The 22306-nt window shown below is 65.5% G+C and carries 27 protein-coding genes and 1 tRNA gene; 7 read left to right on the forward strand and 21 right to left on the reverse strand.

Annotated features, from left to right (window positions below; genetic code table 11):
- Window positions 1-54: 54 nt before the first annotated feature.
- From ABUA28_RS03870 to ABUA28_RS03905, 8 genes are all read right to left on the reverse strand, one after another.
- Window positions 55-1596 (reverse strand): hypothetical protein, encoded by a 1542-nt coding sequence (locus ABUA28_RS03870; protein WP_349902611.1) that lies wholly within the window; start codon window positions 1594-1596, stop codon window positions 55-57.
- Window positions 1597-1669: 73 nt separating this feature from the next.
- Window positions 1670-1957: a hypothetical protein gene (locus ABUA28_RS03875; RefSeq protein ID WP_349902612.1), complete on the reverse strand. Its 288-nt coding sequence runs from the start codon at window positions 1955-1957 to the stop codon at window positions 1670-1672.
- Window positions 1958-2051: 94 nt separating this feature from the next.
- Window positions 2052-2330 (reverse strand): hypothetical protein, encoded by a 279-nt coding sequence (locus ABUA28_RS03880; protein WP_349902613.1) that lies wholly within the window; start codon window positions 2328-2330, stop codon window positions 2052-2054.
- 3 nt (window positions 2331-2333) lie between these two features.
- A complete protein-coding gene (locus ABUA28_RS03885) occupies window positions 2334-3080 on the reverse strand; it encodes a helix-turn-helix domain-containing protein (RefSeq protein WP_349902614.1) in 747 nt (248 codons plus the stop codon).
- Between the two features lie 3 nt (window positions 3081-3083).
- Window positions 3084-3329, reverse strand: coding sequence for a hypothetical protein (locus tag ABUA28_RS03890; RefSeq protein WP_349902615.1), 246 nt, complete (start codon window positions 3327-3329; stop codon window positions 3084-3086).
- The gene (locus tag ABUA28_RS03895; protein ID WP_349902616.1) at window positions 3329-3487 is read right to left on the reverse strand and encodes a hypothetical protein; all 159 of its coding nucleotides are present in this window, start codon (window positions 3485-3487) and stop codon (window positions 3329-3331) included. Before ABUA28_RS03895 ends, ABUA28_RS03890 begins: the two co-directional genes overlap by 1 nt.
- On the reverse strand, window positions 3487-4362 hold the full coding sequence (locus ABUA28_RS03900; RefSeq protein WP_349902617.1) for a hypothetical protein: 876 nt from the start codon (window positions 4360-4362) through the stop codon (window positions 3487-3489). The genes ABUA28_RS03895 and ABUA28_RS03900 overlap by 1 nt, the downstream gene beginning before the upstream one ends.
- Window positions 4359-4562, reverse strand: coding sequence for a hypothetical protein (locus ABUA28_RS03905; protein WP_349902618.1), 204 nt, complete (start codon window positions 4560-4562; stop codon window positions 4359-4361). The genes ABUA28_RS03900 and ABUA28_RS03905 overlap by 4 nt, the downstream gene beginning before the upstream one ends.
- Window positions 4563-4675: 113 nt before the next feature.
- On the opposite strand from ABUA28_RS03905, the gene ABUA28_RS03910 reads away from it, so the two are divergent.
- Window positions 4676-5251 carry a helix-turn-helix domain-containing protein gene (locus ABUA28_RS03910; RefSeq protein WP_349902619.1) on the forward strand — a complete coding sequence of 192 codons (576 nt, stop codon included), beginning with the start codon at window positions 4676-4678 and terminating at the stop codon, window positions 5249-5251.
- On the forward strand, window positions 5244-6392 hold the full coding sequence (locus tag ABUA28_RS03915) for a tyrosine-type recombinase/integrase (protein WP_349902620.1): 1149 nt from the start codon (window positions 5244-5246) through the stop codon (window positions 6390-6392). The genes ABUA28_RS03910 and ABUA28_RS03915 overlap by 8 nt, the downstream gene beginning before the upstream one ends.
- A gap of 22 nt (window positions 6393-6414) precedes the next feature.
- Here the strand turns inward: ABUA28_RS03915 and ABUA28_RS03920 are convergent.
- A tRNA-Ser gene (locus ABUA28_RS03920) sits at window positions 6415-6504 on the reverse strand.
- 234 nt (window positions 6505-6738) lie between these two features.
- Here ABUA28_RS03920 and ABUA28_RS03925 point away from each other — a divergent pair.
- Window positions 6739-7497 (forward strand): SGNH/GDSL hydrolase family protein, encoded by a 759-nt coding sequence (locus ABUA28_RS03925; RefSeq protein ID WP_349902621.1) that lies wholly within the window; start codon window positions 6739-6741, stop codon window positions 7495-7497.
- 25 nt (window positions 7498-7522) lie between these two features.
- A complete protein-coding gene (gene radA, locus ABUA28_RS03930) occupies window positions 7523-8890 on the forward strand; it encodes a DNA repair protein RadA (protein ID WP_349902622.1) in 1368 nt (455 codons plus the stop codon).
- 15 nt (window positions 8891-8905) lie between these two features.
- Here the strand turns inward: radA and ABUA28_RS03935 are convergent, their stop codons facing one another.
- From ABUA28_RS03935 to ABUA28_RS03950, 4 genes are all read right to left on the reverse strand, one after another.
- Window positions 8906-9307: a TraR/DksA family transcriptional regulator gene (locus tag ABUA28_RS03935; protein WP_349902623.1), complete on the reverse strand. Its 402-nt coding sequence runs from the start codon at window positions 9305-9307 to the stop codon at window positions 8906-8908.
- 255 nt (window positions 9308-9562) lie between these two features.
- Window positions 9563-10174, reverse strand: coding sequence for a hypothetical protein (locus ABUA28_RS03940; protein WP_349902624.1), 612 nt, complete (start codon window positions 10172-10174; stop codon window positions 9563-9565).
- A gap of 13 nt (window positions 10175-10187) precedes the next feature.
- A complete protein-coding gene (locus ABUA28_RS03945; protein ID WP_349902625.1) occupies window positions 10188-10688 on the reverse strand; it encodes an amino-acid N-acetyltransferase in 501 nt (166 codons plus the stop codon).
- Between the two features lie 191 nt (window positions 10689-10879).
- A complete protein-coding gene (locus ABUA28_RS03950) occupies window positions 10880-13363 on the reverse strand; it encodes an ATP-dependent Clp protease ATP-binding subunit (RefSeq protein ID WP_349902626.1) in 2484 nt (827 codons plus the stop codon).
- A 384-nt stretch (window positions 13364-13747) separates the two neighbouring features.
- Between ABUA28_RS03950 and ABUA28_RS03955 the strand changes: the two genes are divergently transcribed.
- The gene (locus ABUA28_RS03955) at window positions 13748-14380 is read left to right on the forward strand and encodes a hypothetical protein (protein ID WP_349902627.1); all 633 of its coding nucleotides are present in this window, start codon (window positions 13748-13750) and stop codon (window positions 14378-14380) included.
- 127 nt (window positions 14381-14507) lie between these two features.
- Window positions 14508-14732, forward strand: coding sequence for a helix-turn-helix domain-containing protein (locus tag ABUA28_RS03960; protein ID WP_349902628.1), 225 nt, complete (start codon window positions 14508-14510; stop codon window positions 14730-14732).
- A 154-nt stretch (window positions 14733-14886) separates the two neighbouring features.
- Here the strand turns inward: ABUA28_RS03960 and ABUA28_RS03965 are convergent, their stop codons facing one another.
- Window positions 14887-15540, reverse strand: coding sequence for a HutD/Ves family protein (locus ABUA28_RS03965; protein WP_349902629.1), 654 nt, complete (start codon window positions 15538-15540; stop codon window positions 14887-14889).
- A 158-nt stretch (window positions 15541-15698) separates the two neighbouring features.
- Here ABUA28_RS03965 and ABUA28_RS03970 point away from each other — a divergent pair, with 158 nt between their 5' ends.
- On the forward strand, window positions 15699-16673 hold the full coding sequence (locus ABUA28_RS03970; protein ID WP_349902630.1) for a pirin family protein: 975 nt from the start codon (window positions 15699-15701) through the stop codon (window positions 16671-16673).
- Between the two features lie 18 nt (window positions 16674-16691).
- On the opposite strand, the gene ABUA28_RS03975 is transcribed toward ABUA28_RS03970, so the two are convergent.
- The 7 genes from ABUA28_RS03975 to ABUA28_RS04005 all read right to left on the reverse strand — a co-directional run bounded on the left by ABUA28_RS03975 (window position 16692) and on the right by ABUA28_RS04005 (window position 22296).
- Window positions 16692-16871 (reverse strand): hypothetical protein, encoded by a 180-nt coding sequence (locus tag ABUA28_RS03975; RefSeq protein ID WP_349902631.1) that lies wholly within the window; start codon window positions 16869-16871, stop codon window positions 16692-16694.
- 59 nt (window positions 16872-16930) lie between these two features.
- Entirely contained in the window at window positions 16931-17059 is a 129-nt protein-coding gene (locus ABUA28_RS03980) for a hypothetical protein (protein ID WP_349902632.1), read from the reverse strand.
- 7 nt (window positions 17060-17066) lie between these two features.
- Entirely contained in the window at window positions 17067-18605 is a 1539-nt protein-coding gene (gene lysS, locus ABUA28_RS03985; protein ID WP_349902633.1) for a lysine--tRNA ligase, read from the reverse strand.
- 13 nt (window positions 18606-18618) lie between these two features.
- Entirely contained in the window at window positions 18619-19488 is an 870-nt protein-coding gene (gene panC, locus ABUA28_RS03990; RefSeq protein WP_349902634.1) for a pantoate--beta-alanine ligase, read from the reverse strand.
- A 113-nt stretch (window positions 19489-19601) separates the two neighbouring features.
- Entirely contained in the window at window positions 19602-20291 is a 690-nt protein-coding gene (locus tag ABUA28_RS03995) for a Rossmann-like and DUF2520 domain-containing protein (protein ID WP_349902635.1), read from the reverse strand.
- Entirely contained in the window at window positions 20288-21817 is a 1530-nt protein-coding gene (locus ABUA28_RS04000) for a PH domain-containing protein (RefSeq protein WP_349902636.1), read from the reverse strand. Before ABUA28_RS04000 ends, ABUA28_RS03995 begins: the two co-directional genes overlap by 4 nt.
- Window positions 21814-22296 (reverse strand): PH domain-containing protein, encoded by a 483-nt coding sequence (locus tag ABUA28_RS04005; protein ID WP_349902637.1) that lies wholly within the window; start codon window positions 22294-22296, stop codon window positions 21814-21816. The genes ABUA28_RS04000 and ABUA28_RS04005 overlap by 4 nt, the downstream gene beginning before the upstream one ends.
- Between the last annotated feature and the right edge of the window lie 10 nt (window positions 22297-22306).

Raw genomic sequence — 22306 nt, forward strand, 5'->3', positions numbered from 1 at the left:
CCGTATTGTTGTAGGTTACCCACAACCAATCGGCGTGTTGCTTGTAGATAAGCTCTAAGCCGCGAAGACGATGTCGATCTTCTGCTTCTTCTGCTCATCATCGAGCACATGCACGGCGAGTGCGATGGCCTCGAGCGGGGTGATGTCCACGCCCGGTGCATCCTTCGGACGGCCGAATCCGAACCCGCCAGCGTTGCCGATCGGTCGCTTCACCGCCACCCGCGCAGCATCGTCCAGTTGCGTCTGCCCGTAGTGGTGGATGGTGCCCTCTTCGAACCGCTTCAACACCTTCGTCGCGGACCTGCGAACATCGCCGGTCGCCATCTTCGACAGCTGCGGGCGCGGGCTCGCCCTGGCCAAGAACTCCATCTCCACCGACGTGGCAGTGGACCCGTCGTCGTAGATAACCGGGACCTTGAGCTTGCGTGTCAGGCTCAGCACCTTCTGCGCGAATCCCTTCACCCCGTCCTGATGATGCAGCAGGCCGACGAGTACATGCCCGTCGTCACGCTTCCACGCGACCCCGACACTGGCCCACGCGCGGTCAGGATGCACGGCCACGGCGAGGGTGAACAGCTTCGGCATGGGCGGCATCGCCTCCTGCAGCAGCGCCGCCTCGTACTGAGGTGCCGGAATGAGACTTTGGTTCGCGCCCTCCATGCCGAACAGCCCGAGGTACTCGTGGCCGAACCGTTCGATTCCCAGCTTCCGGTAGTTGAGTTCGATGCGCTCGAGCGTGGTCAGCGTGCCAACGCCCGGGTGCATGCCCTCGATCAGCTCGCGAACCCGGGCCCGTGGGTGCTCCTCGTCGGGTTCCCACGCCTCGAGCTCCTCGGGGTCGATCGTGTCCGGGACGGTGAACCGCAGCACGCCGGCGACCGTATCGTTGATGGTGTCCCACAAGATGTTGCCGTCACGGAACTTCGCCGCGGTACCGGCGACGATGAACTGCCCATCAGGCCGCGTATCGAACGCCGGGAGCACCGCCGACTGGATGTCGTCACCCATAGCCGTGGACGCCTCGCCGCCCTCGTCGACGAGCAGCGTGTCGTACGCTCCAGACCGGAATGCTTCACCGTCCGGGGACAGCACAGCGAGCACCGATCCGTTGTCGAACTCCACCCGCTCCGTGCCGTTGCCCTTGTACAGCTTCACCGGGCGCACACTCTCGTCCGGCCACTGCCGGATGATCGGCCCGTACACGTCCAACCGGTACCGCTCTGCCGCCTTCTTCTGCGTCGTTGCGAGCGTGAACCCAGCCATGTGCACAGGGCGCACGTAGCAGCGGCCCAGCAGGATGCAGAACAGCGTCGTCGTCTTGCTCGACCGGCGGGGCTCGATCACACCATTCAACAACCGGCCCGCGGCGAGTACATCCACCACGCGGAGCATCTGCGGCTTCACATTCGCCAGCAGCCCGCCATCCTTCACCGTGCGATCCAGCAACCACGCGCCCGCCAGGAACTCCAGCCGCGAGTCCTCCGTCGTGACCAGCTCCGTCTCGAAGAACGGAACGATGCCGCTGTCCCGAAACTCCACCCACGCCGACTCATCCAGCAGCGGATGCGCCAACACTTCGGCGGGAATCTCGCTCACGAGTCGACCTCAGGGAGAGAGATGACTGTAGAGCCTATGGCGGGGGTTCCGCGTGCCGAAATAAAAAAAGCGTTCACCATGGCAGCATCCCTGTTGTTCGGGCGCGTCTGAGGTTCTGGATGGCTGCTCCGGTCTTGCCTCCGGCTCTGCGGTTCTCTCCTCGGTGTTCGGGTGCGAGGTTGGCCATGTTGTGTCCTTCGGTGGGGTTGAGGTGTCCGATGTCGAATGCTTGCTCTTCGTCGATGGGCCAGCCGCACCGCCAGCAGAGGATCTCGATGCCGCGCTTGCGTGCGCTGTTCACGTGTTGGCGGATGAGGCGGGCGTTCTTCCGGTACTCGGGGTCGGCGTGCTTGGCTGTCATGCCCGCCACCTCGTGAGGGTGAAGCTGACCAGTCGCCATGTCGGGCGGTGGAAGCCCCGTGCCCAGCGGCGGACCTGGCGGCGCGACTGGCGGCTCATGCGGCTGGCTCCCTGTATGCGCGCGTGTTGAGGTCGATGTTCTGCTTCTTGTTCCTGTATGTCGGGTACTTGGCGGCGACGAGTGCTTCGATCTTGGCCTTGATGGTGTCGAGCACAGTGCGCGTATAGCTCGGGCCGGTGTGGATGATCTCGCCGGAGAAGGGCATGATGTGTCTGCCGTCGTCGCGGTGTCCGCAGAATGTGCTGTCGCCTGCGGTGACTCTCGTGCACCAGCCTGAGATCGGGTCGAACTCGTGGATGTGGTTTTCGTTCATGGGTTAGCTCACCTCTTGGAGGTATCGGGCTCGCTCTTCGGCGAGCGTCATGGGTCTGCCGACTGGCTTTTCCCATGACTTCGGGGCGGATAGTCGCTTGGCGTCGTCGTTGGCCTTGCGCATCCAGTTGCGCCAGGTCGCGTCCCAGTCGGTCTTGCGGCCTCGGGCGCCGGGTTGGGCGATCCAGTAGTCGGTGAATCGTTCGTGTTCGGTCCTGAGGTCGACGAGCGGCGCGGCGTCTTTCATCGCTGCACGGACGGGTGCTGATGGGAGCCAGCCTTCGGGTAGTCGTGTTCCGGTCGCGGCGGGTCGTTTCGGCTTCGGCGTCGCCGAAACTGGTTGATCTCTGGTTGACAACTGATTGACATCTATCGTCATGACACTCTGTCGTGTGAGATCGGCCTGTGTGTCATGTGAGGTCGGACTCTCTGTCACGTGACTCTCTGTCATGTGAACGTCTGTCACGTGACTCTCTGGCGTGTAAGACCTGTTGATTGTGATGGCGTCCGAGGATCGATATCCGTCCGAGCGTCGCCTCGGTTCACGTGTGATGATGCCGAGATCGTCAAGGACGCCAACTGCGCGATGCACTGACCTGACTGACATGCCGATCATCTCGGCGACTGTCTGCTGCCCCACGAGGGTCGTGTGCGTCTTGTCGTCGGTGCGCTGGCAGATCGCAGCGAGCACGACCTTCTGTGCCATTGGCAGGTCGAGGCTGTAGGCCCAGTTGGCGTCCTTGAATCCCATCGGCTAGTCCACCGCCCTGAGCTTCGGGCGGCGGTTCTCGAGTTCGGCGTCGATCAGGGCGAGGCTGCGCCCAGCGTCAGCGGACTTGTAGGCGGCCCACGCTCTCATGACCTCGAAGTCGACGCTGTTGCAATCACGCAACGCCTTCTGGCTGCCGTCGCTGAACGTGACGAGGGAGTCGAGGGCGGTCATGTCGCCGCCCTCGAACCTCGGGAGTGCGTAGGGGTCGAAGCTCATCCCGTCGCCCATCAGCTGCCCTCCTTGCGGATCTCGGCGGCGACGGCCTGCGCCCCACCAAGTTGCACTACCCACTGGTGGACGAGGCACAGCCGGATGGGTGCGTCCTCGGGTACGGGACGAAGGCACTCGCCCTTGCGGCCGGGGACCAACGCTGCACAGGTCGCCATCAGGCACGCTCCATTCCGGCGGCGTACATGGCGAGCGCGTCAGCAGCGGCATGAAGCTCGGCCGCGAGTTTCTGGGCACTCGTCCGATTGCACGTGACCTCAAGCTCGGCGAAGATGTGTGCCTGCTCCTCCCCGTCATCATTGACGGATCGGCTACCCGCTAGACGCTGAGGCCTAGTGGAATCGCCGGGTTCACCGACGTTGAACTCGAAGAACGTCATGGTGGGACCGACACAGAAGTCGAGTTCCAGCTTGTCCCCGCTACGTTCGAACGCTTCGATGTCGCGAAGATAGTGGCCATTGCACCAGTCGTGCACCGGGCACGGCAGATCTCCTTGACCGTAAGTGAAGTTGACGTACTCGATCCCGTCGACCTCTTCGAGCCCATCTGTCCAGTAGATGCCTCGACCGACGTAGGTGATCCCGTTCTCCTTGAAGAGATAGTTGCTTTTGAAGCTGGCGCCCTTGGGCAGCGGTGCGAACTTGATCTTGTTGCCGTCCGAGTCTGTGGCTTCAGAGAACGGATAACTGATCGCGGGAATGTCGCTCGGCTTGTTGCGGATCTCCACCACAGTCTCAGGAGGAATTGCCGACACGGGAATCCGCATCTTGCGTGCAATCGGCTTGAACCATTTGCTTTCGTCGCCCAGCTCGTAGAGCTGGCCGTCGACCAGGTCGGCGTCGGTAAGCTCGCGCTTGTTGGTGGTTTCTGAGACAATAGACATGTTCGTTTCCTCTTTCAGGGTTTCGGATACTGACCCCTCGTTGGCGCGAGGGGTCTCTTCTTTGGTGGCGCTTCCTTCCCAGGACGCGAGACGCGCCTGGTAGTCGGCGTCGGTCTCCCACGACTGCCGTGGAAGTGGTTGCGCGGTCATGCTGATACCGGCTCTCCGGTCTGCGTACGCTCCCGTGAGGCCAGCCACGCATGCAGTGACGCCTCCGAGTACACGCGCTTCTTCGGTGAGGCTGCGATGAACGGCGGGCCATCCCCGCGGAACCGCATTTGTGCGAGTAGTGCCCTGGTCATGCCCGGGATAATCTCGCACACCTCCTCGGGGCTGAGGTACTTCTCCATTTGTCCTCCTCAGAGACAACTTGTCTCTGTTGTAGACAATAGCGGATAGTCTCCGTGTAACGCAAACTGTCTCTCAGTGAGACAAACACACCAAAAGCCGCTATAGTTCCGGGGTGAGCAAGAAACCCAGTGAAGGCTTAGGCAAGCGCCTCGCTCGCTTCCGCAAGCTCGCGGACCTCAGCGCACGCGAGCTTGCGGAAATGGCCGGCTATGGCCTAACTCGCGGTGTAATCGCGAATATCGAGACGGGCCGGAAAACGGACATAACAGTTGACCAACTCATCGCATTGTCAGCGGCCCTGGCCATCCCACCTGTGGTCTTGGCAATGCCGATCGATGAGCCCTATCGATTCGTACGTCTGGCTAATGGCAAGAACCACGTCCACACGCGACGTGTTTTCAGCGCTATGGACTGGTTCAACAATATGTCCACCATCTTCACAAACCACCCGTCGCAATTCGACCACGCGAACCAAGCAACAGCAGTAGCAGAGAACCTAATCCGTCACCTGCGTGACTACATGATGCAGGAAAATCGCGTCACAAGGCTTGCGGCCCTAGTGGAGGCTGGGACGGTTGACCAGGATGCGCTCGATGAGGCGAATGGGGAGCTCGAGCAGCTGCGCACATCACTTAGTCAGCTACAGGTCGACCTTCAAGTATTCAAAGTGGATGATTCTGATGGCTAGCATCACCGCGTACACAACATCCGAGGGAAAGCGCTACAGGGTCCGCTACCGGAAGCCTGACCGCACGCAGACTGACAAGCGCGGGTTCACCACGAAGAGAGCCGCAGAGTTGTTCCTGGCCTCCGTGGAGGTGTCGAAGGCCAAGGGTGAGTTCATCGACGCCACCGAGGGCAAGGTCACTCTCGGCGAGCTCGGGAAAGTCTGGCTGGATAACCTGGGCCACCTGAAGCCCTCCTCGGCACGTCCGCTCGAGATCGCATGGCGACTGTACGTCTCCCCCGCCTGGGCACAGACCGCCGTCTCGGAGGTCAGATTCAGTGCCGTGCAGAAGTGGGTGACCGAGATCCAGAACGGCAGGTCAGCGACGACCGTGCTGCGCGCGTATGGTGTCCTGGCGTCGATCCTCGATGTGGCAGTGAAGGACAGGCGCATCCTGTCGAATCCTGCTCGCGGAGTGAACCTGCCACGCAAGGTCAAGAAGGAGCGCGTGTACCTCTCCCACGAACAGGTGGAGCTGCTGGTTGGCTTGTGCGGGGACAAGGCCACCTTGGTGGAGTTCATGGCCTACACGGGCCTCAGGTGGGGCGAAGTGACCGCCCTGAGAGTCCGTGACCTTGACATGCTCCGGCGGCGAGCAAAGGTGCAGCAGAACGCTGTGATGGTTGGCGGGCGCATTGTCGTCGGCACCCCGAAGTCCCATGAGGCTAGGTCTGTGCCGTTCCCGGAGTTCCTCACCGTCGGGCTCGCGGCCGCCTGCGAGGGGAAGACCCTCGAGCAGCTCGTGTTCGGCGACGGCCTAGATTTCGTGCGCCCACCGGACTCGAGGCGCGGGTGGTGGATTTCGGCAGTGCGCCGAGCTCGGGAGGTCGACCCGACGTTCCCCAGCCTGACCCGGCATGATCTGAGACACACCGCGGCGTCGCTCGCCGTGTCCGCCGGCGCGAACGTGAAAGCGGTGCAGAGAATGCTCGGTCACGCCTCCGCCGCGATGACTCTGGACACCTACGCGGACCTCTTCGACGAGGATCTAGACGCCGTTGCGACAGCTTTGAATCACGCCCGTTTGATTTCAAATGTGGGCAAAATGTGGGCAAACGGTGGGCGTCAGCCTTCACCGCCAGCCCTGCTTCCCCGTAAATAAAGGGAAGTAGAGGGGTTGAGAGTGGCGGTACCGGTGGGATTTGAACCCACGGTGGGCTTTCACCCACACAACTTTTCGAGAGTTGCACCTTCGGCCGCTCGGACACGGTACCGCGGACGATCCTAGTACAGAGCGACCGCGCGTTCACCCCGGAACGACCACGAGCATCCGCTGTTCTCGTCACAACTCAGGCAGAACGCGGCGATGGCCTCTCGGAGCATGGATCCGAGCGGTCTGAGACGCATTTTTCCTGAGTTGTGCCCGCGGCCGGTTCGTGGTGACGACGGTGGGCTCCCACTCGTGCCACATTCGGCGGGCTCTCGACGCCGCTGGGTAAGGTCGTCGGATGGGGTGGTGGATCGCCGGCGCCATGCTCGCCGTCGTCGTGCTCGGTGCGATCGCGGCACTGGTCGCGCGCACGCTGGTACTGCGTCGCAGACGTGCGGCGGTCATCCGGCTCACCGCCGACATCCCGATCAACGCGAAGTGGTGGCATGAGCAGGAGCACAAGACCGGCGAACTGCTCTACGTCGCCGTGGGCGACTCCGCGGCCCAGGGCATCGGGGCGAGCCGACCGGGTCGGAGCTATGTCGGGATGCTGGCCGCACACATGCTCGAGCGCACGGGACGACCGGTCAGAGTCGTCAACCTGGGCCAGTCCGGCGCTCGGCTGCGGGAAGCGCTCGACCTCGAACTGCCGAAGCTGCGAAAGCTGCACCCCGACGTGCTCACCGTCTCGATCGGCGCCAACGACATCGCCGCCTTCGAGGCAGAGCGTTTCGAACGCGAGCTGCGCGAGCTCTACTCCGCGCTCCCCCGGCACGCCATCGTCGCCGACCTCCCCGCCTTCTATTTCGGCGCCGCAGAGAAGAAGGTGCGGATCGCAAACGAGATCCTGCACCGGATCGCCGACGAGTTCGGGCTCGAGGTGGCTCCGCTCTACGCGGCGACGTGGCGGCAGGGCGGCCCGCGGTACGCGCTGAACCAGGTCGCGGCAGACTTCTTTCACCCGAACGATCGCGGATACCGGGTGTGGGCATCCGCGTTTCTTCCTCTCCTCGACAGGCGTGTTCCGGCCACGCCATCCACCGCAGCGGATGAGTGACGGCGGCCTCGCTTAAGCTGGCAGCATGCCCAAGGTCCAGTCCAATTTCCGCTGCACAGAATGCGGATGGACGACCCTCAAGTGGGCGGGCCGCTGCGGCGAATGCCAGGCCTGGGGCACCGTCGTGGAGGCGGGCGAGCAGACCGGCATCCTGCGCTCGGTCAAGGCCGTGCACGTGAGCGACGCCCGGCTCGCCAGGCCGATCACCGAGATCGAATCCGACTCGGTCGCACACTGGCCGAGCGGCATCGCCGAGTTCGACCGCGTGCTCGGCGGCGGTATCGTGCCCGGCGCCACAATCCTGCTCAGCGGTGAGCCCGGTGTCGGCAAATCGACCCTGCTGCTCGAGGTCGCCTCGTGCGCGGCGGCCGGCGGCGCCCGCGTGCTCTACGTCACCGCCGAGGAGTCTGCCAGCCAGGTGCGCCTGCGCGCCCAGCGCACCGGTGCGCTGCAGCCCACTCTCTACCTCGCCGCCGAGACCGACCTCGCCACGATCCTCGGCCAGATCGACCAGGTCGAGCCTCAGCTCCTCATCGTGGACTCCGTGCAGACCGTGTCCAGCTCGCTCAGCGAGGGCATGGCGGGCGGCCCTGCGCAGGTGCGCGAGGTCGCCTCCACGCTCATCCGTGTCTCCAAAGATCGCAACCTGCCCGTGCTGCTCGTCGGCCACGTCACGAAGGACGGCACCATCGCGGGCCCGCGCCTGCTCGAACACCTCGTGGATGTCGTGCTGCAGTTCGAGGGCGACCGCCAGACCGCGCTGCGCTTCGTGCGCTCCCACAAGAACCGCTTCGGTCCCACGGATGAGGTCGGCTGCTTCGAGATGACCGGCGACGGGATCGCCCAGGTCGCAGACCCGAGCGGACTGTTCCTCTCGCGAAGCTTTGTACCCGGCCGTGCCGCGATCCCGGTGAGCGGCACCTGCGTCGCGGTCTCGATCGACGGCCGCAGGGCCCTGCCCGTCGAGGTACAGGCGCTCATTGTCAAGACGAGCGCCCCGATGCCGCGCCGGGTCGTGAACGGGGTCGACTCCTCGCGGGTGGCGATGCTGCTCGCGGTGCTCGAGCGGCGCGCCCAGATGGCGCTCAGCGGAGCGGATGTGTACGTGTCGACCGTGGGCGGCATCCGTCTCACGGAGCCCGCCGCCGATCTCGCCATCGTGCTGGCAATAGCGAGCGCCTACCGCGACAAGCCGCTCCCCGGCACCCTCGCGGCGGTCGGAGAGATCAGTCTCGCCGGCGAGATCCGCCCCGTCACCCAGGAGAAGCGGCGCGCTTCAGAGGCAGCACGCCTCGGATTCTCCACCGTCCTCGACGCACACAGCGGTCACCTGCGCGAGGCGCTGAGGCTCGCGTTCGCTGGCACCGAGAAGATCGACGTTCCGGAATTCTAACCAGCGGCGCGCGCGTCAGCGTTCGGCGCGCGCCGCACACGCGACGCAGTAGCGCGTATAGGGGCGAGCATCCAGCCGTGCGAAGGGAATCCGTCCACCGCAGCCGAGACAGATGCCGAACTCCTCACCGTCGACGAGCTGTAGCGCCTCCTCGATGCTCGAGAAGTGAGCCTTGGCATCGTCCAACACGGCTGTCGCCTGCGAGCGCTCGAAGGCGAGGGTCGGACCCTCTGGGTCGTGCTCGTCATCGGTCGCGACATCCTGCCTGGACTCACGCATCGATTCGAGATCCACGACCAGCTGCGAGATGAGATCACGAGTGTCCTCGAGATCCAACACGAGCCGCGCACGCAGCTTCGACAATTGGCGTGCGGTGAGCCTGGCGTGCTGCCGTTCCTCCACGGGTGTCGTCGTCATGTTCTACCCCCTTTCGGGGGAGTATACCTCAGCAGGGCGAGCAAAGGCCCGACCTCGCACTCACCACCGCGGTCGCAACTGTTCCTCGTGCGCGCAGCTGCCGCGGGCCTCCGCGCGCCGGAAACGGGCCCGCCGCTCCAGAAGTTTTTGGCGCCACGAGACGTCTTCTGGCGCGGCGCGCAGCGACGGTAGTCGATGGAGCGACCGCAGCCTCGACGAGCCACTGCGAGCGCCCGGAGTCAGTTCAAGCCGCGATCAGTTCAGCAGGAACTGCGCGGTGTCTTTCGAGGTGATGTCGCCCACCTTCACCGTGAGGTGGTAGCTCGCTCCGCCCGCAGTGACCTGCGGCCTGCTCGAACTGCAGGTCGTTGTGGACGACCGGGTGCGGTCCCACGTGATCGCCGGCGTGGTGAGCGGCGTCGCCGGCTTCAACACCTGAGTCGAGTCGACAGCGTCCGTCTGGCAGTCCTTGGAATCCCAGTAGGTCTCACTGCCGCTCGTGATCTTAAGCTCCTGCTGCGTCGACCCGAGATTGATCGTGCACGCCGCCGTACCGGTGTTGGTGATCTTCATCGAGATCATCGGATTCTGCCCCGCGGCGTAGCTGGACTTGTCGGTTATCGCCTCGAGCTTGATATTGGCGGGGGAACAGGCATCCCCCTCCTTTGTCGTCTTCGCCGGCGTCGACGCGGTCGACGACTGCGACTGCGTCTGGGTGGCCGTCTTCTTGTCCGACGCCGAACCAGGCCGGGTCACGATCAGCATGATGATCACGATGACCGCGATCAGCCCGAGTCCCACGATGAGCCTGCGGCGCCAGTACACCTTGCTTGACTGGGGGCCGACGGGGTTCTTGAACGTCGACATGTCCCAAGAGTAACTACAGGCGCTTCAGCATCCGGGTATTGCCCAGCGTGTTGGGCTTCACGCGGGCGAGATCCAGAAACTCTGCAACGCCCTCGTCGGGAGAGCGCACGAGCTCGGAGTACACGTCGGGGTCGATGGATTCCTCGTCCATTGTCGAGAATCCGTGCTTCTCGAAGAAATCGACCTCGAAGGTGAGGCAGAACAGGCGGCTCAGACCGAGATTGACCGCATCCGTCTCGAGGCGTTCGAGCAGGGCGTGTCCGACTCCATGGTGAAGCCATTCCGGCACGACCGCGAGGGTGCGCACCTCAGCGAGGTCTTCCCACATCACGTGCAGGGCACCGCATCCGATGGGCCTGCCATGCTCGTCTTCGGCGATGCGGAACTCCTGGATCGCCTCGTAGAAGACGACCGCATCCTTGCCGAGCAGGATGCGCCGCTGCACGAGTGGCTCGATGAGCCTCTGCACGTGCGGCACGTCGGATGTGCGGGCGGTGCGCACGGTAAAACTCACACCTCAATCCTACGTGCCGCCCTTCTCTTCTCCACCGAGCGTGCCCGTGTGCGTCGAGTGTGCCCGTTTAACGCGGCGCGGACAGGCACGCTCGACGCACACGGGCACGCTCGGCGAGATCAGCGCTGAATGGGGCGGGAAAGAGAAGGGGCGCGGCGGGGAAACCCGTCGCGCCCCTTGAGGTGCCGTTGTCAGGCCTCGACGGCAGCCACCGGCTCCTCGATCTCACGGCCCGGCTGGCGTGCTGTGGTGAACACGAACTCGCCTCCGACGAAGTCCACGTGCACGTGGTCTCCCGCGTTCAGCTCGCCCTGCAGGATGTGCTCGCTCAGCTGGTCTTCGACCTCGCGCTGGATCGCACGGCGCAACGGCCTGGCACCCAGTGTCGGATCGAAGCCGATCTTGATGAGCTGCTCCTTGGCGGGCTTGGTGAGCTCGATGGTCATGTCGCGGTCCAGCAGGCGGTCCGAGAGCCGCTTGATGAACAGGTCCACGATCTGCAGGAGCTCCACTTCGCTGAGCTGCGGGAACACGATGGTGTCGTCCACGCGGTTCAGGAACTCTGGTTTGAAGTTCTTCTTCAGCTCCTCGACGACCTTGCCACGCATCCGGTCGTAGCCGGTTGCGGTGTCTGTGGCCGAGGTGAAGCCGATCGGAGTGCCCGAGATGTCCTTCGTGCCGAGGTTGGTGGTCATGATGATCACCGTGTTCTTGAAGTCGACGACCCGGCCCTGGCCATCCGTCAGACGTCCCTCCTCCAGGATCTGGAGGAGCGAGTTGAAGATGTCGGGGTGGGCCTTCTCGATCTCATCGAACAGCACGACGGAGAACGGCTTGCGGCGCACCTTCTCGGTGAGCTGCCCGCCCTCTTCGAAGCCGACGAACCCTGGAGGGGCACCAAACAGCCTCGAGACGGTGTGCTTCTCGCCGTACTCGCTCATGTCGAGTGAGATCAGCGCGTCTTCGTCGTCGAACAGGAACTCGGCGAGCGCCTTGGCCAGCTCGGTCTTGCCGACACCGGTGGGGCCGGCGAAGATGAACGAACCGGATGGGCGCTTCGGGTCCTTGAGCCCGGCACGCGTGCGGCGGATCGTCTTCGCAAGCGCGGAGATCGCCTCCTCCTGGCCGATGACCCGCTGGTGCAGGGCCTTCTCCATGAAGACGAGACGCGCGGTCTCCTCCTCGGTGAGCTTGAAGACCGGGATGCCCGTGGCTGCAGCCAGGACCTCGGCGATGACACCCTCATCCACTGTTCCTGTGGAGCCGGCCTCTCCGCTCTTCCACTGCTTCTCGAGGCGCAGCCGCTCGCCGAGCAGCTTCTTCTCCTCGTCGCGCAGGGAGGCGGCCTTCTCGAAGTCCTGGTCCTCGATGGCGGCTTCCTTGCGCCCGCGAACGTCGGCGATCCTGTCGTCGAATTCGCGCAGCTCCGGCGGGGCCGAGAGGATCGACAGACGCAGGCGTGCGCCGGCCTCGTCGATCAGGTCGATGGCCTTGTCCGGCAGGAACCGGTCGGCCACGTAGCGGTCGGCCAGATTCGCGGCGGCGACGATCGCGCCATCCGTGATGGACACCTTGTGGAACGACTCGTACTTGTCGCGCAGTCCCTTGAGAATGTTGATGGTGTGCGGCAGCGACGGCTCGTGCACCTGCACGGGCTGGAAGCGGCGCTCGAGAGCGGCATCCTTCTCGAAGTGCTTGCGGTACTCGTCGAGCGTGGTCGCGCCGATGGTCTGCAACTCACCGCGGGCGAGCAAAGGCTTCAGGATGCTGGCCGCGTCGATTGCGCCCTCTGCGGCACCCGCACCCACCAGGGTGTGGATCTCGTCGATGAAGGTGATGATGTCGCCGCGGGTGCGGATCTCCTTGGTCACCTTCTTCAGTCGCTCCTCGAAGTCACCGCGGTATCGACTGCCGGCGATGAGCGAACCGAGGTCGAGCGTGTAGAGCTGCTTGTCTTTCAGCGTCTCCGGCACATCCCCGCGCACGATCGCCTGGGCGAGGCCCTCGACGACGGCGGTCTTGCCGACGCCGGGCTCACCAATCAGGACAGGGTTGTTCTTCGATCGGCGGGAGAGGATCTGCATGACCCGCTCCATCTCCTTCTCGCGCCCGATGACCGGGTCGAGCTTGCCGTCGCGGGCGGCCTGGGTGAGGTTGCGCCCGAACTGGTCGAGGATCTGCGAGCCCGCCTGCGCCGTGGCCTGGTCGTTACCGCCGACGGCGACCTGCTCCTTGCCCTGGTAGCCGGAGAGCAACTGGATGACCTGCTGGCGAACGCGGTTGAGGTCGGCTCCGAGCTTCACGAGCACCTGTGCGGCGACGCCCTCACCCTCGCGGATGAGCCCGAGCAGGATGTGCTCGGTGCCGATGTAGTTGTGGCCGAGCTGCAGCGCCTCGCGCAGGCTCAGCTCAAGCACCTTCTTCGCACGCGGCGTGAAGGGGATGTGGCCGGTCGGCTGCTGCTGACCCTGGCCGATGATGTCTTGTACCTGCTCGCGCACGGCATCCAGGGAGATCCCGAGCGACTCAAGTGCCTTCGCAGCGACGCCCTCACCCTCGTGGATCAGCCCCAGCAGGATGTGCTCGGTGCCGATGTAGTTGTGGTTGAGCATCTTGGCCTCTTCCTGGGCCAAAACAACGACGCGACGAGCACGGTCGGTAAATCTCTCAAACATTTCTGACTCCTCAGGCATCGCGCAGTGTGGATGCCGTTACATCGAGAGTAACGAGGGGAGCCGGTCAATTGGCGAGTGTTCGCCCTAGGCGTGACCGGGGCGCATCTGCGGCCGAAGTGGCGAGTACTCCCGGCCGCGTGAGTCGGCCGCGTGAGCCGGCCGCGTGACGGTCGCGGCGGCCGCGCGGCGGCGGTGTCTGGCCGAAATGGAGGACGTTTTGCGTCATCCGCACGTAAAGGAGGAACTTTTGCGGCTCCGACGACGGTTTCTCCTCCTTTTCTGCGCGTCCCTTCCTCGCGAGAGACTGGCGGACGTTGTGAAGGTTATCGATAATCGTTATGTTAACGATTATCGTTGAACGGATCACGCGGAAGGAGCAGTCCGATGGTGCGAGAAAAGGGGCCGCCAACGCCGGCCAGAGGGAGCCTTTCAATCGCCCAAGGAATTCTCGTGCTGGGCGGAACGCTTTTTATCGCCTGGAACCTCCTCACCATTGTCATCGCGCTCGTCGTCATCGGCTCGACTTCGCCAGCATTCACCTTCTCCGTGATGTCGACGAATGGCACGGCAGTGCCGGCGTCGATTGCTCCGGATGCTTTCGGATACTTTCGCGAAGCGACATTCTCCTCATCAGCGTTCAGTTGGTGGCCGCATGCGTGGAATACATTTGGCATCCTGCTAGGAGCCGTCACGAGCATTGCGGTCACCGTGCTCGTCCTCGTTTTCGCAAGAAGCGCTGCGCGGGAGGTCGCATTTCGCAGCAAGATCTCGCGTGGCCTGGCCTCCTGCGCCATCGTAATCGGGCTGGGCGGAACTCTCTCCCGTGCCGCACTCCTGTTAGCCCAACACATCGCTTATGTCGAAGTGGCGCAGACAGCCCCGAACACACTCGTCATGCCGACCGCGATCGGATCGACTGACTGGATGCCGTTGCTGGTAGGTGTTGCACTGGCCTTGCTCGCGGCCACATTCCGCTTTGGCGAGCGCCTGCAGCGCGACACAGAAGGGCTCGTATGATGCCGTCGTGCAGGTCGGCGCCCACTGCGTTGCGCCAAATGGACGCTTGCGGGGCGCGGGAAGTGCATTTTGGCGCAATCCGCGCGAGTACTGCGGGGAACGACGCAGGTCGACTCGGGGCAAGGGCGTGAACGAGGAGCTTACGGGCATCCACTGCCGCCTGGACGAACTGCTGGAAGAGCGCGGACTGACGCTGACGCGGCTGAGCGAGTTGGTGGGGATGAGCATCGTCAACCTCTCGGTCCTCAAGAACGACCGTGCGAAAGCGATCCGCTTCTCCACGCTGACCGCGATCTGCGACGCGCTCGACTGTGAGGTCGGGGAACTGCTGGTGCGTGCACCGACCGCCTGACGGCGGCATCCCATCCTCCACCGCACCTCTCATCCGCAATCGCCCAAATGAAGGAGTCGGCGCGGTGACTTCCCCGGATTCCGGGGGTTGTCACCACAGAAACACCCGCATCTCCTTCATTTGGGCGATTACGGCGGGGCTGGCGGCCGACGTGTCAGGACGCTATCGACACGAGGTAGGCGAGCGGGGCGGATGGGGAACTGGCGGCGGCCGTGGGCGCCGCGAGCGACAGCCGCGCGATGGGGGCCGTACGCAGGTCGAGGGCTGCGGTGTCTCGCCGGGCGAGGGTGGCCGCTGAGGTGCCGTTGAGGCTCACCTCGAGGCCGTCGACGAGCGCGACCACGAACCAGATCAGCCCGACGATGTCGTGCTCGCCCGCGCCGACCGCGCCCAGTTCTCCTCGAGTGCGCGCCGGGTCGAAGATGAGGCCGAGATCGAGTGCTTCGCCGTCCAGCGGACGAGCGGATGCCGGTGCCCCGCCCGAGAACGGCCCGTAGGTCTCCCCGCGGCGCAGGCTCGACATCCGCCCGTCGACCGTCAGCTCGATGCCCGCGCCATCGACGACGCCGAGCACCCGCGTGCGCCCGGTGAAGTCCGAGAACGAGGCCTCTGAGTCGACGGTCGCCATGCTGATGCGCCAGGCCGGAGTCGGTGCTGGCATGGGGGGAAGGTCGTCGCCGCCCGGGTCGCGGTTGGTGCTCGCCATCGGCACCGCGGAGGCCGCCACCTCGCGCGTCACGCCCCTGCCGTTGCGCCACGGCACGACCGGATAGTCGGCGAAGCGAAGCACCCGCACGCCGTAATCCATGCCTCTATCCTCTCCTCCATAAGAACCGGGCAACAGAGTCGTGCCACGGTGTGACCCGAATCCTCTCGGCAAGGTGGAGAAAGTACGCAGACTTGACGCCGATTCAGGCGGTGGCACACCACTCCCACAGTGAGATGGTGTGCAGCTAGGCTCCCGGCATGAGCAACCTGGAGAAGAACCCGGCCGAGGTGGTCTGCGATAACGCCGGCACGGACGCCGCGATCGAGATTCTCGAGCCCCGCGACGTTCCGCTCGGCGGCCCGCGCGCGATGGGCGTTCGCCGCACACTGCCGCAGCGCAGCAGATCGCTCATCGGCGCGTGGTGCTTCATCGATCACTACGGGCCGGATGACGTGGCCGCGACGGGCGGGATGGTCGTGCCCCCGCACCCGCACACGGGCCTCCAGACGGTGAGCTGGCTGTTCGAAGGCGAGATCGAGCACCGCGACAGCGCCGGACACCACGCCATGGTGCACCCGGGCGAACTGAACCTCATGACGGCGGGGCGGGGCATCCAGCACTCCGAGGTGTCGACCACGCAGACCACTGTGCTGCACGGTGCCCAGCTGTGGGTGGCGCTGCCCGATGCGACGCGGCACACCGAGCCGCTGTTCGAGCACTATGTCCCGGAGCCCGTACGCTTCGGAGCGGCTACGCTGCGGATCTTCTTCGGGTCCCTCCTCGGCGAGAGCTCCACGGCAACGGCCTTCAGCCCGCTCGTCGGCGCGCAGCTCGACCTGCCGGCCGGGACATCCGTCGACCTGCCGGTCGACCCCGACTTCGAACACGGCGTGCTCGTGGATGCCGGCGATCTGACCGTCGAGACCGAACGAGTCGCGGTCTCACACCTCGGTTATCTCCCCCCTGGCCGCTCGACACTGCACCTCAGTGCCGGCACGACCCCGGTGCGCGCGCTGCTTATCGGCGGCACGCCGCTCGGCGAGCGCATCGTCATGTGGTGGAACTTCATCGGCCGCGACCACGACGAGATCGTGCGCTTCCGCGAGCAGTGGCAGGCGGATGTCGTGGCCGGCGGCTCGATCGACGGCCGCTTCGGCACCGTTCTCGGCTACGACGGCGCGCCGCTGCCCGCGCCCGAGATGCCGAACGTGAGGCTCAAGCCGCGCACGTGATTCCCCGAAGCGCGGCGGCTACTTCTTCTGCGGCGCCGGCTGGCCCAGGCGTGCGCGCTCTTCCGCCTCGATGCGCGCATAGACCCGGCGCTCGGTGCGATCCGCGTGCACGACGGCGCGCATGATGAACCAGAAGATGAGGCCGACAAGAACCGTCGGCAGCAGCACGATAAACCAACTGTCCCAAAGGCTGTCCACGGCTCAAGGATACGCGGTCAGGCTGAACGATGCCCGCCCAGTGCCTGCGAGCGCTGTCTCTATGAGTTGATCAGCCCGATGGCCCCGCTGACGACCAGGTACAGGCCGAAGCCGCCCACGAGAATCCACAGGATGATGCGGTTCCTGGTTATCGGTTCCGGCTTCTTGCCGTTGCCAGAGTCGGTCATCCGAGCCTCACTTCACCAGCGGGAACAGGATGGTCTCGCGGATGCCGAGCCCGGTGAGTGCCATCAATAGGCGGTCGATGCCCATGCCCATGCCGCCCGACGGCGGCATCCCGTGCTCGAGCGCTCGAAGGAACTCCTCGTCCAGCCGCATCGCCTCGAGATCGCCGGTCGCGCCGAGCTTGGCCTGCTCGATGAAGCGCTCGCGCTGGATGACCGGGTCGACGAGCTCGGAATAGCCGGTGGCAAGTTCGAAGCCCCGCACGTAGAGGTCCCACTTCTCGACCATGCCGGGGTTCGTGCGGTGGTCGCGCACGAGCGGGGAGGTGTCGACCGGGAAGTCCATCACGAAAGTGGGCCGCTCGAGATCGCCCTTCACGAAGTGCTCCCACAGCTCCTCGACGTACTTGCCGTGGGTGGCCTGCTTGACCTCGATGCCGAGCGCGTCCGCGAAGGCGGCCAGCTCATCCACGGGCGTCTCGGTGGTAATCGACCGACCGGATGCGGCGCTCAGCGACTCGTACATGCTCACGCGATCCCACTCGCCGCCGAAGTCGTACTCGCTGCCGTCGGCCCAGGTCACGACCATGCTGCCGCCGATCGCGATCGCGGCGTTCTGGATCATCTCCTGGGTGAGATCGGCCATCTGGTTGTAGTCGCCGTAGGCCTGGTAGGCCTCGAGCATCGCGAACTCGGGCGAGTGGGTGGAGTCCGCGCCCTCGTTGCGGAAGTTGCGGTTGATCTCGAACACCCGCTCGATACCGCCGACCACGGCGCGCTTGAGGAACAGCTCCGGGGCGATTCGCAAGAACAGCTCGGTGTCAAAGGCGTTGCTGTGGGTGATGAACGGACGAGCGGATGCCCCGCCATGGATGGTCTGCAGCATCGGCGTCTCGACCTCGACATAGCCGTGGTCGGCGAAGGTCTTGCGCAGTGATGCGACGGACGCCGCCCGGCTGCGCACCATCTGGCGCGCGCCCTCACGGGCGATGAGGTCGAGGTAGCGGGCGCGAACACGCGTCTCTTCGCTGAGCTCGGTGTGCAGGTTGGGCAGTGGGCGCAGCGCCTTGGTGGCGATCTTCCACTCCTTGACCATCACTGACAGCTCGCCGCGGCGACTCGCAACGACCTCGCCGGAGACAAAGAGGTGGTCACCGAGATCGACGAGTTCCTTCCACGAGTCGAGCGAGTCCTCGCCGACGACTGCGAGCGAGACCATGGCCTGGATACGGGATCCGTCGCCCGATTGCAGCGAGGCGAAGCACAGCTTGCCCGTATTGCGAAGGTGCACGATTCGGCCGGCGAGTCCGACGACCTCGCCCGTAGCGGCATCCGGCTCGAGTTCGCCGAAGCGGCCACGCGTCTCAGCGATGGTCGTGGTGATCGGCAGCGACACCGGATAGGCGCCAGTGCCTGAGGCGATGAGGCGGTCCCGCTTGCCGAGACGCACCTGCATCTGCTGCGATGCCTCGGCCTCGAAGGCCTCCTCGGCCGCAGCGGTCTCGGCCTCGGTGGCGGCGGACGCAGAGTCTGCCGGTGTGGTCGTCATGTGGATCGCACTCTCACTTCACAGCTGATGGCGGGCCGAGATGCACCGCGGCATTGTCGATAAGCCTGGTCGTACCCACGGTCGCAGCCACCAGAACGGTTGCTGGCCCGTGGTAGTCATCCTCGACGGACAGGAAGTCCGTCGGATTCACCGCAACCAGATAGTCAAGCTTAACCAGTGGCTGCTCGTCGAGGATCGCACGGGCGGTGCCGAGCGCCACCGGGGCACCGAGAGCAGCGGATGCCGTGGCCGCCGCGAGCGCAGCAGACAGTGCCAGCGCCGCCGTCCTCTGCTCCTCAGACAGGTACCGATTGCGACTGGACAGCGCGAGCCCCCGCGCCTCCCGCACGATCGGCACGGTTTCGACCGTGACCGGCAGGTTGAGGTCCGCGACCATGCGCTTCACCAGGAACGCCTGCTGGGCGTCCTTCTGTCCGAACAGCACGACGGTCGGGCCGACGATGCCGAGCAGTTTGTCGACCACGGTGAGCACGCCGTCGAAGTGTCCCGGGCGCGCCGCTCCCTCGTAGAGGCTGCCGACCTCGCCCGCGACGACGCGGGTCTGCACCTCTCCGTTCGGATACATCTCGGCAACGGACGGCGCGAAGACGAGGTCGACGCCGTGGCCGTCGAGGCGAGCACGGTCGGCATCCAGGTCGCGAGGGTAGCGGTCGAGATCCTCGGCCGGACCGAACTGGAGCGGGTTGACGAAGATCGAGACGACCACGACATCCGCGATCTCCCGGGCCCTGGCGACAAGTGCGAGGTGGCCGTCGTGAAGGGCGCCCATCGTGGGAACGAGCGCAATGCTCCTGCCGTCGCCCCGCGCATCCGCGAGCCGCGCACGCAGTTCGGCAATGGTTTCGACGACGTCAACGGGCACACCCCGATGCTACCGGCTCGGTCGCGGCGCGATTGTTGGCGGTTTTCGCCCTTCCCCACGCTGGGAAGGGCGAAAACACCCAACGATCCGGGTGATGACGAGGGGACGAGGCGTCAGAGAGCGCGGCCGAGCGCGTTGTCGACCGCGGAGCGCACGAGGGGGCCGAGCACGCGACCGGGGTTCTCCACCCCGATCGAGGCGAGGATGCCCGTGGCCTGGTCGACGATGGCGGTCGAGAAGCTGACCGCGGTCGAGATGGCCTCCGCGTAGGCCGCGCGATCGGACTCCGCCACCACGAGCGGCTCCCCGCCCATCTCCACGACGAGTGCCTGCCCGATCGGCAGCACGGGCGCCGGGGCGGTAACCGCGAAGTAGCTGTCGACCATGCGGGTCAGGTCGATGGTCGTGCCGGTAAACGACATGATCGGGTGCACGGCGAGCGGAATCGCCCCCTGGGCCATGGCCGGCGTCAGCACGCCCGTGCCGAACTCGGCCGCGGTGTGCAGCACGAGCTGCCCGGCCTGCCAGGTGCCTGTAGCGGCGAGCCCCTCGACGAGCTGCGTGAGCTCCGAGGCGGGCACCGCGAGAATCACGAGCTCGCTGCGCTCGATCACCTGCGGCAGCTCGAGGATCGGCACCCCGGGCAGGATCGCCTCGGCACGCTCCTTGCTCGCATCCGAGATCGCGGAGATGCCGACGATCGCGTGCCCCGCTCCGGCGAGCGCCGCCCCGATGATCGGACCGACGAGGCCAGCGCCGACGATGCCGACCCCGAGACGACCTGAGCGCTGTTCTGTGCTCATGCCGATTCCTCCCCTGAACGCCAGCGATGTGAGGTGTCACGCTGGGCGGAGCTGATGGCGCTCTCGGCCACCTGCCCGAAGAAGGTCTCCGCCTGCTCGAAGTCGACGGCGCCGAGTTGCGCGCGGATGGGCCCCGAGACCGTGTGCAGCGAGATGTCCGCGAGGCCCAGCACCCGCAACACCGGCCCCTGGGCGATGGCGACACTCTGCAGGCGCGGCTGCGGAACGATCACGAGCTGGCGCCAGATGGCACCGCGGCGCAGCAACAGCAGGTCCGGTGCGGAGGCGAAACCGTTGCGACGCCAGGAGAACGGGCGCAGCCAGGCGGCGCGGCGCGGCGAATTGGTGAAGCCGTCCTCCGGTCCGACCTCGCGGAAGTCCGGAAGCTGGAATCCGGGGAGCACGAGCGCGACCACCCTCGCGGCATCGTCGAAGTCTCCGACCGGCAGGATGGTCGTGTTGGCTCGACCGTCCGCGCCCTTGTTGGAGGAGTGGCTGGCGACGTTCACCCGCACCTCCCACCATCCGACCGGCCGCCACAGCAGCGACTGGCGCACCTGCACGGAGTGGATGCGCCCGGGCGGCAGGGTCTCGTTGCTCGTGGAGAGCAGGCCGTAACCGACGCGCACGCCATCCGGTGTTCCCGCGATCGTGTACCTGAGCGCCTTGGTGAACTTCCGCACGTAGAAGCTCACGAGACCGAAGAGGCTCGGCAGCACGAAGAAGAGGATGAAGTACCGGCCCGTCATCGCGATCCAGATGCCCCCGCCGATGAACAGGAGGATGAAGAAGATCGTGGTCTCGCTGAACAGCATCGACCCCGCGAGGCGGCCGAGATTGATCTTCACGACGGACTCCGGCAGTGCAAGCTTCGGGTCGAGCTCGGGGGCCAGCAGTTCCGCGACCCGACGATCGAGCAGTCCGTGCAGTGCGGCAGCGGCGGCGGGCAGCTCGGCCGACCTGGCGCCGGAGGCGAGGCGGAGGATCTCGAGACGCAGGTCATCCGCGGCGCTCGAGGAGAGGTACGACAGCCTCAGGTTGCTGTTCTGCCCGGCCTGGTTGATCTCGAGCTTCGCCGCGCCGAACAGCCTCGCGAAGAACGGACGCACGATGTTGATGCCCTGAATGCGGTCGAGCCTGGCCTTGCGATTCGTGCGGAACAGGATGCCGGAGCGCTCCTCGACGACCTCGTCCGTGATGCGGAAGGTGTGCATCCGCCAGGAGAGGTAGAAGGCCGTGATGAACAGGATCAGCAGCACCGCGAGCACGAGAAGCGCCTGGATGACGAGGCCGTTGTCGATCACGTAGTCGATCGGGTCGCCGCCCTCGTCGAAGCGCGGGATGAAGATCGAGAGCAGGCGTTCGCGCAGGTTGGCGATCACGGCTCCGAGCACGGCGATGAGGGCGATCCCGCCGCGGAGCAGGGGGGATGCCGGGTGCAGCCGGTGCCACTCGCCGTCGGTGAGTGCCACGACCTTCTTCGCGATCGGCACGGCGCCGGACGCGAGCGGGGGAGTCTCGCTCACAGTCCCGCTCGCCGAGTCTCCGCAAGCGCGACGAGCTGGTCTCGCAGCTCGTCGGCATCCGCCTCTGGGAGCCCCGGGAGGGTGACACCCGCGGCTGCGGCCGCGGTGACGAACTTGAGCTCGCTCAGGCCGAGCGCACGGGCGATCGGCCCGCGATTGATGTCGATGAGCTGCATCCGCCCGTAGGGGACGGCGACGAAGCGCTGCCACATGATGCCGCGCCGAAACAACAGGTCGTCTTCGCGCAGCTGGTAGCCGATCGAGCGCACCCGCCGCGGCGTCACCGCGATCCGCACGAGCGTGCCGACCGCGAAGACCCCGGCGATCGCGAGCGGTATCCAGGCCTGCAGGAACCACAGGCCGAGCGCGATGGCAACGACAACGACCAACGAAATCGCGCCGCCGCCGAGTTCGACCCAGACGAGCTTGGGCGAGACGCGGCGCCAGCTCACATCGGCCAGTTCAAGTCGAGTGCTCACGGGTGTCCTC

Origin of the sequence: Parafrigoribacterium humi, from assembly GCF_040227205.1 — a bacterium.
In the GTDB taxonomy this organism is placed as follows: Bacteria; Actinomycetota; Actinomycetes; order Actinomycetales; family Microbacteriaceae; genus Parafrigoribacterium_A; species Parafrigoribacterium_A humi.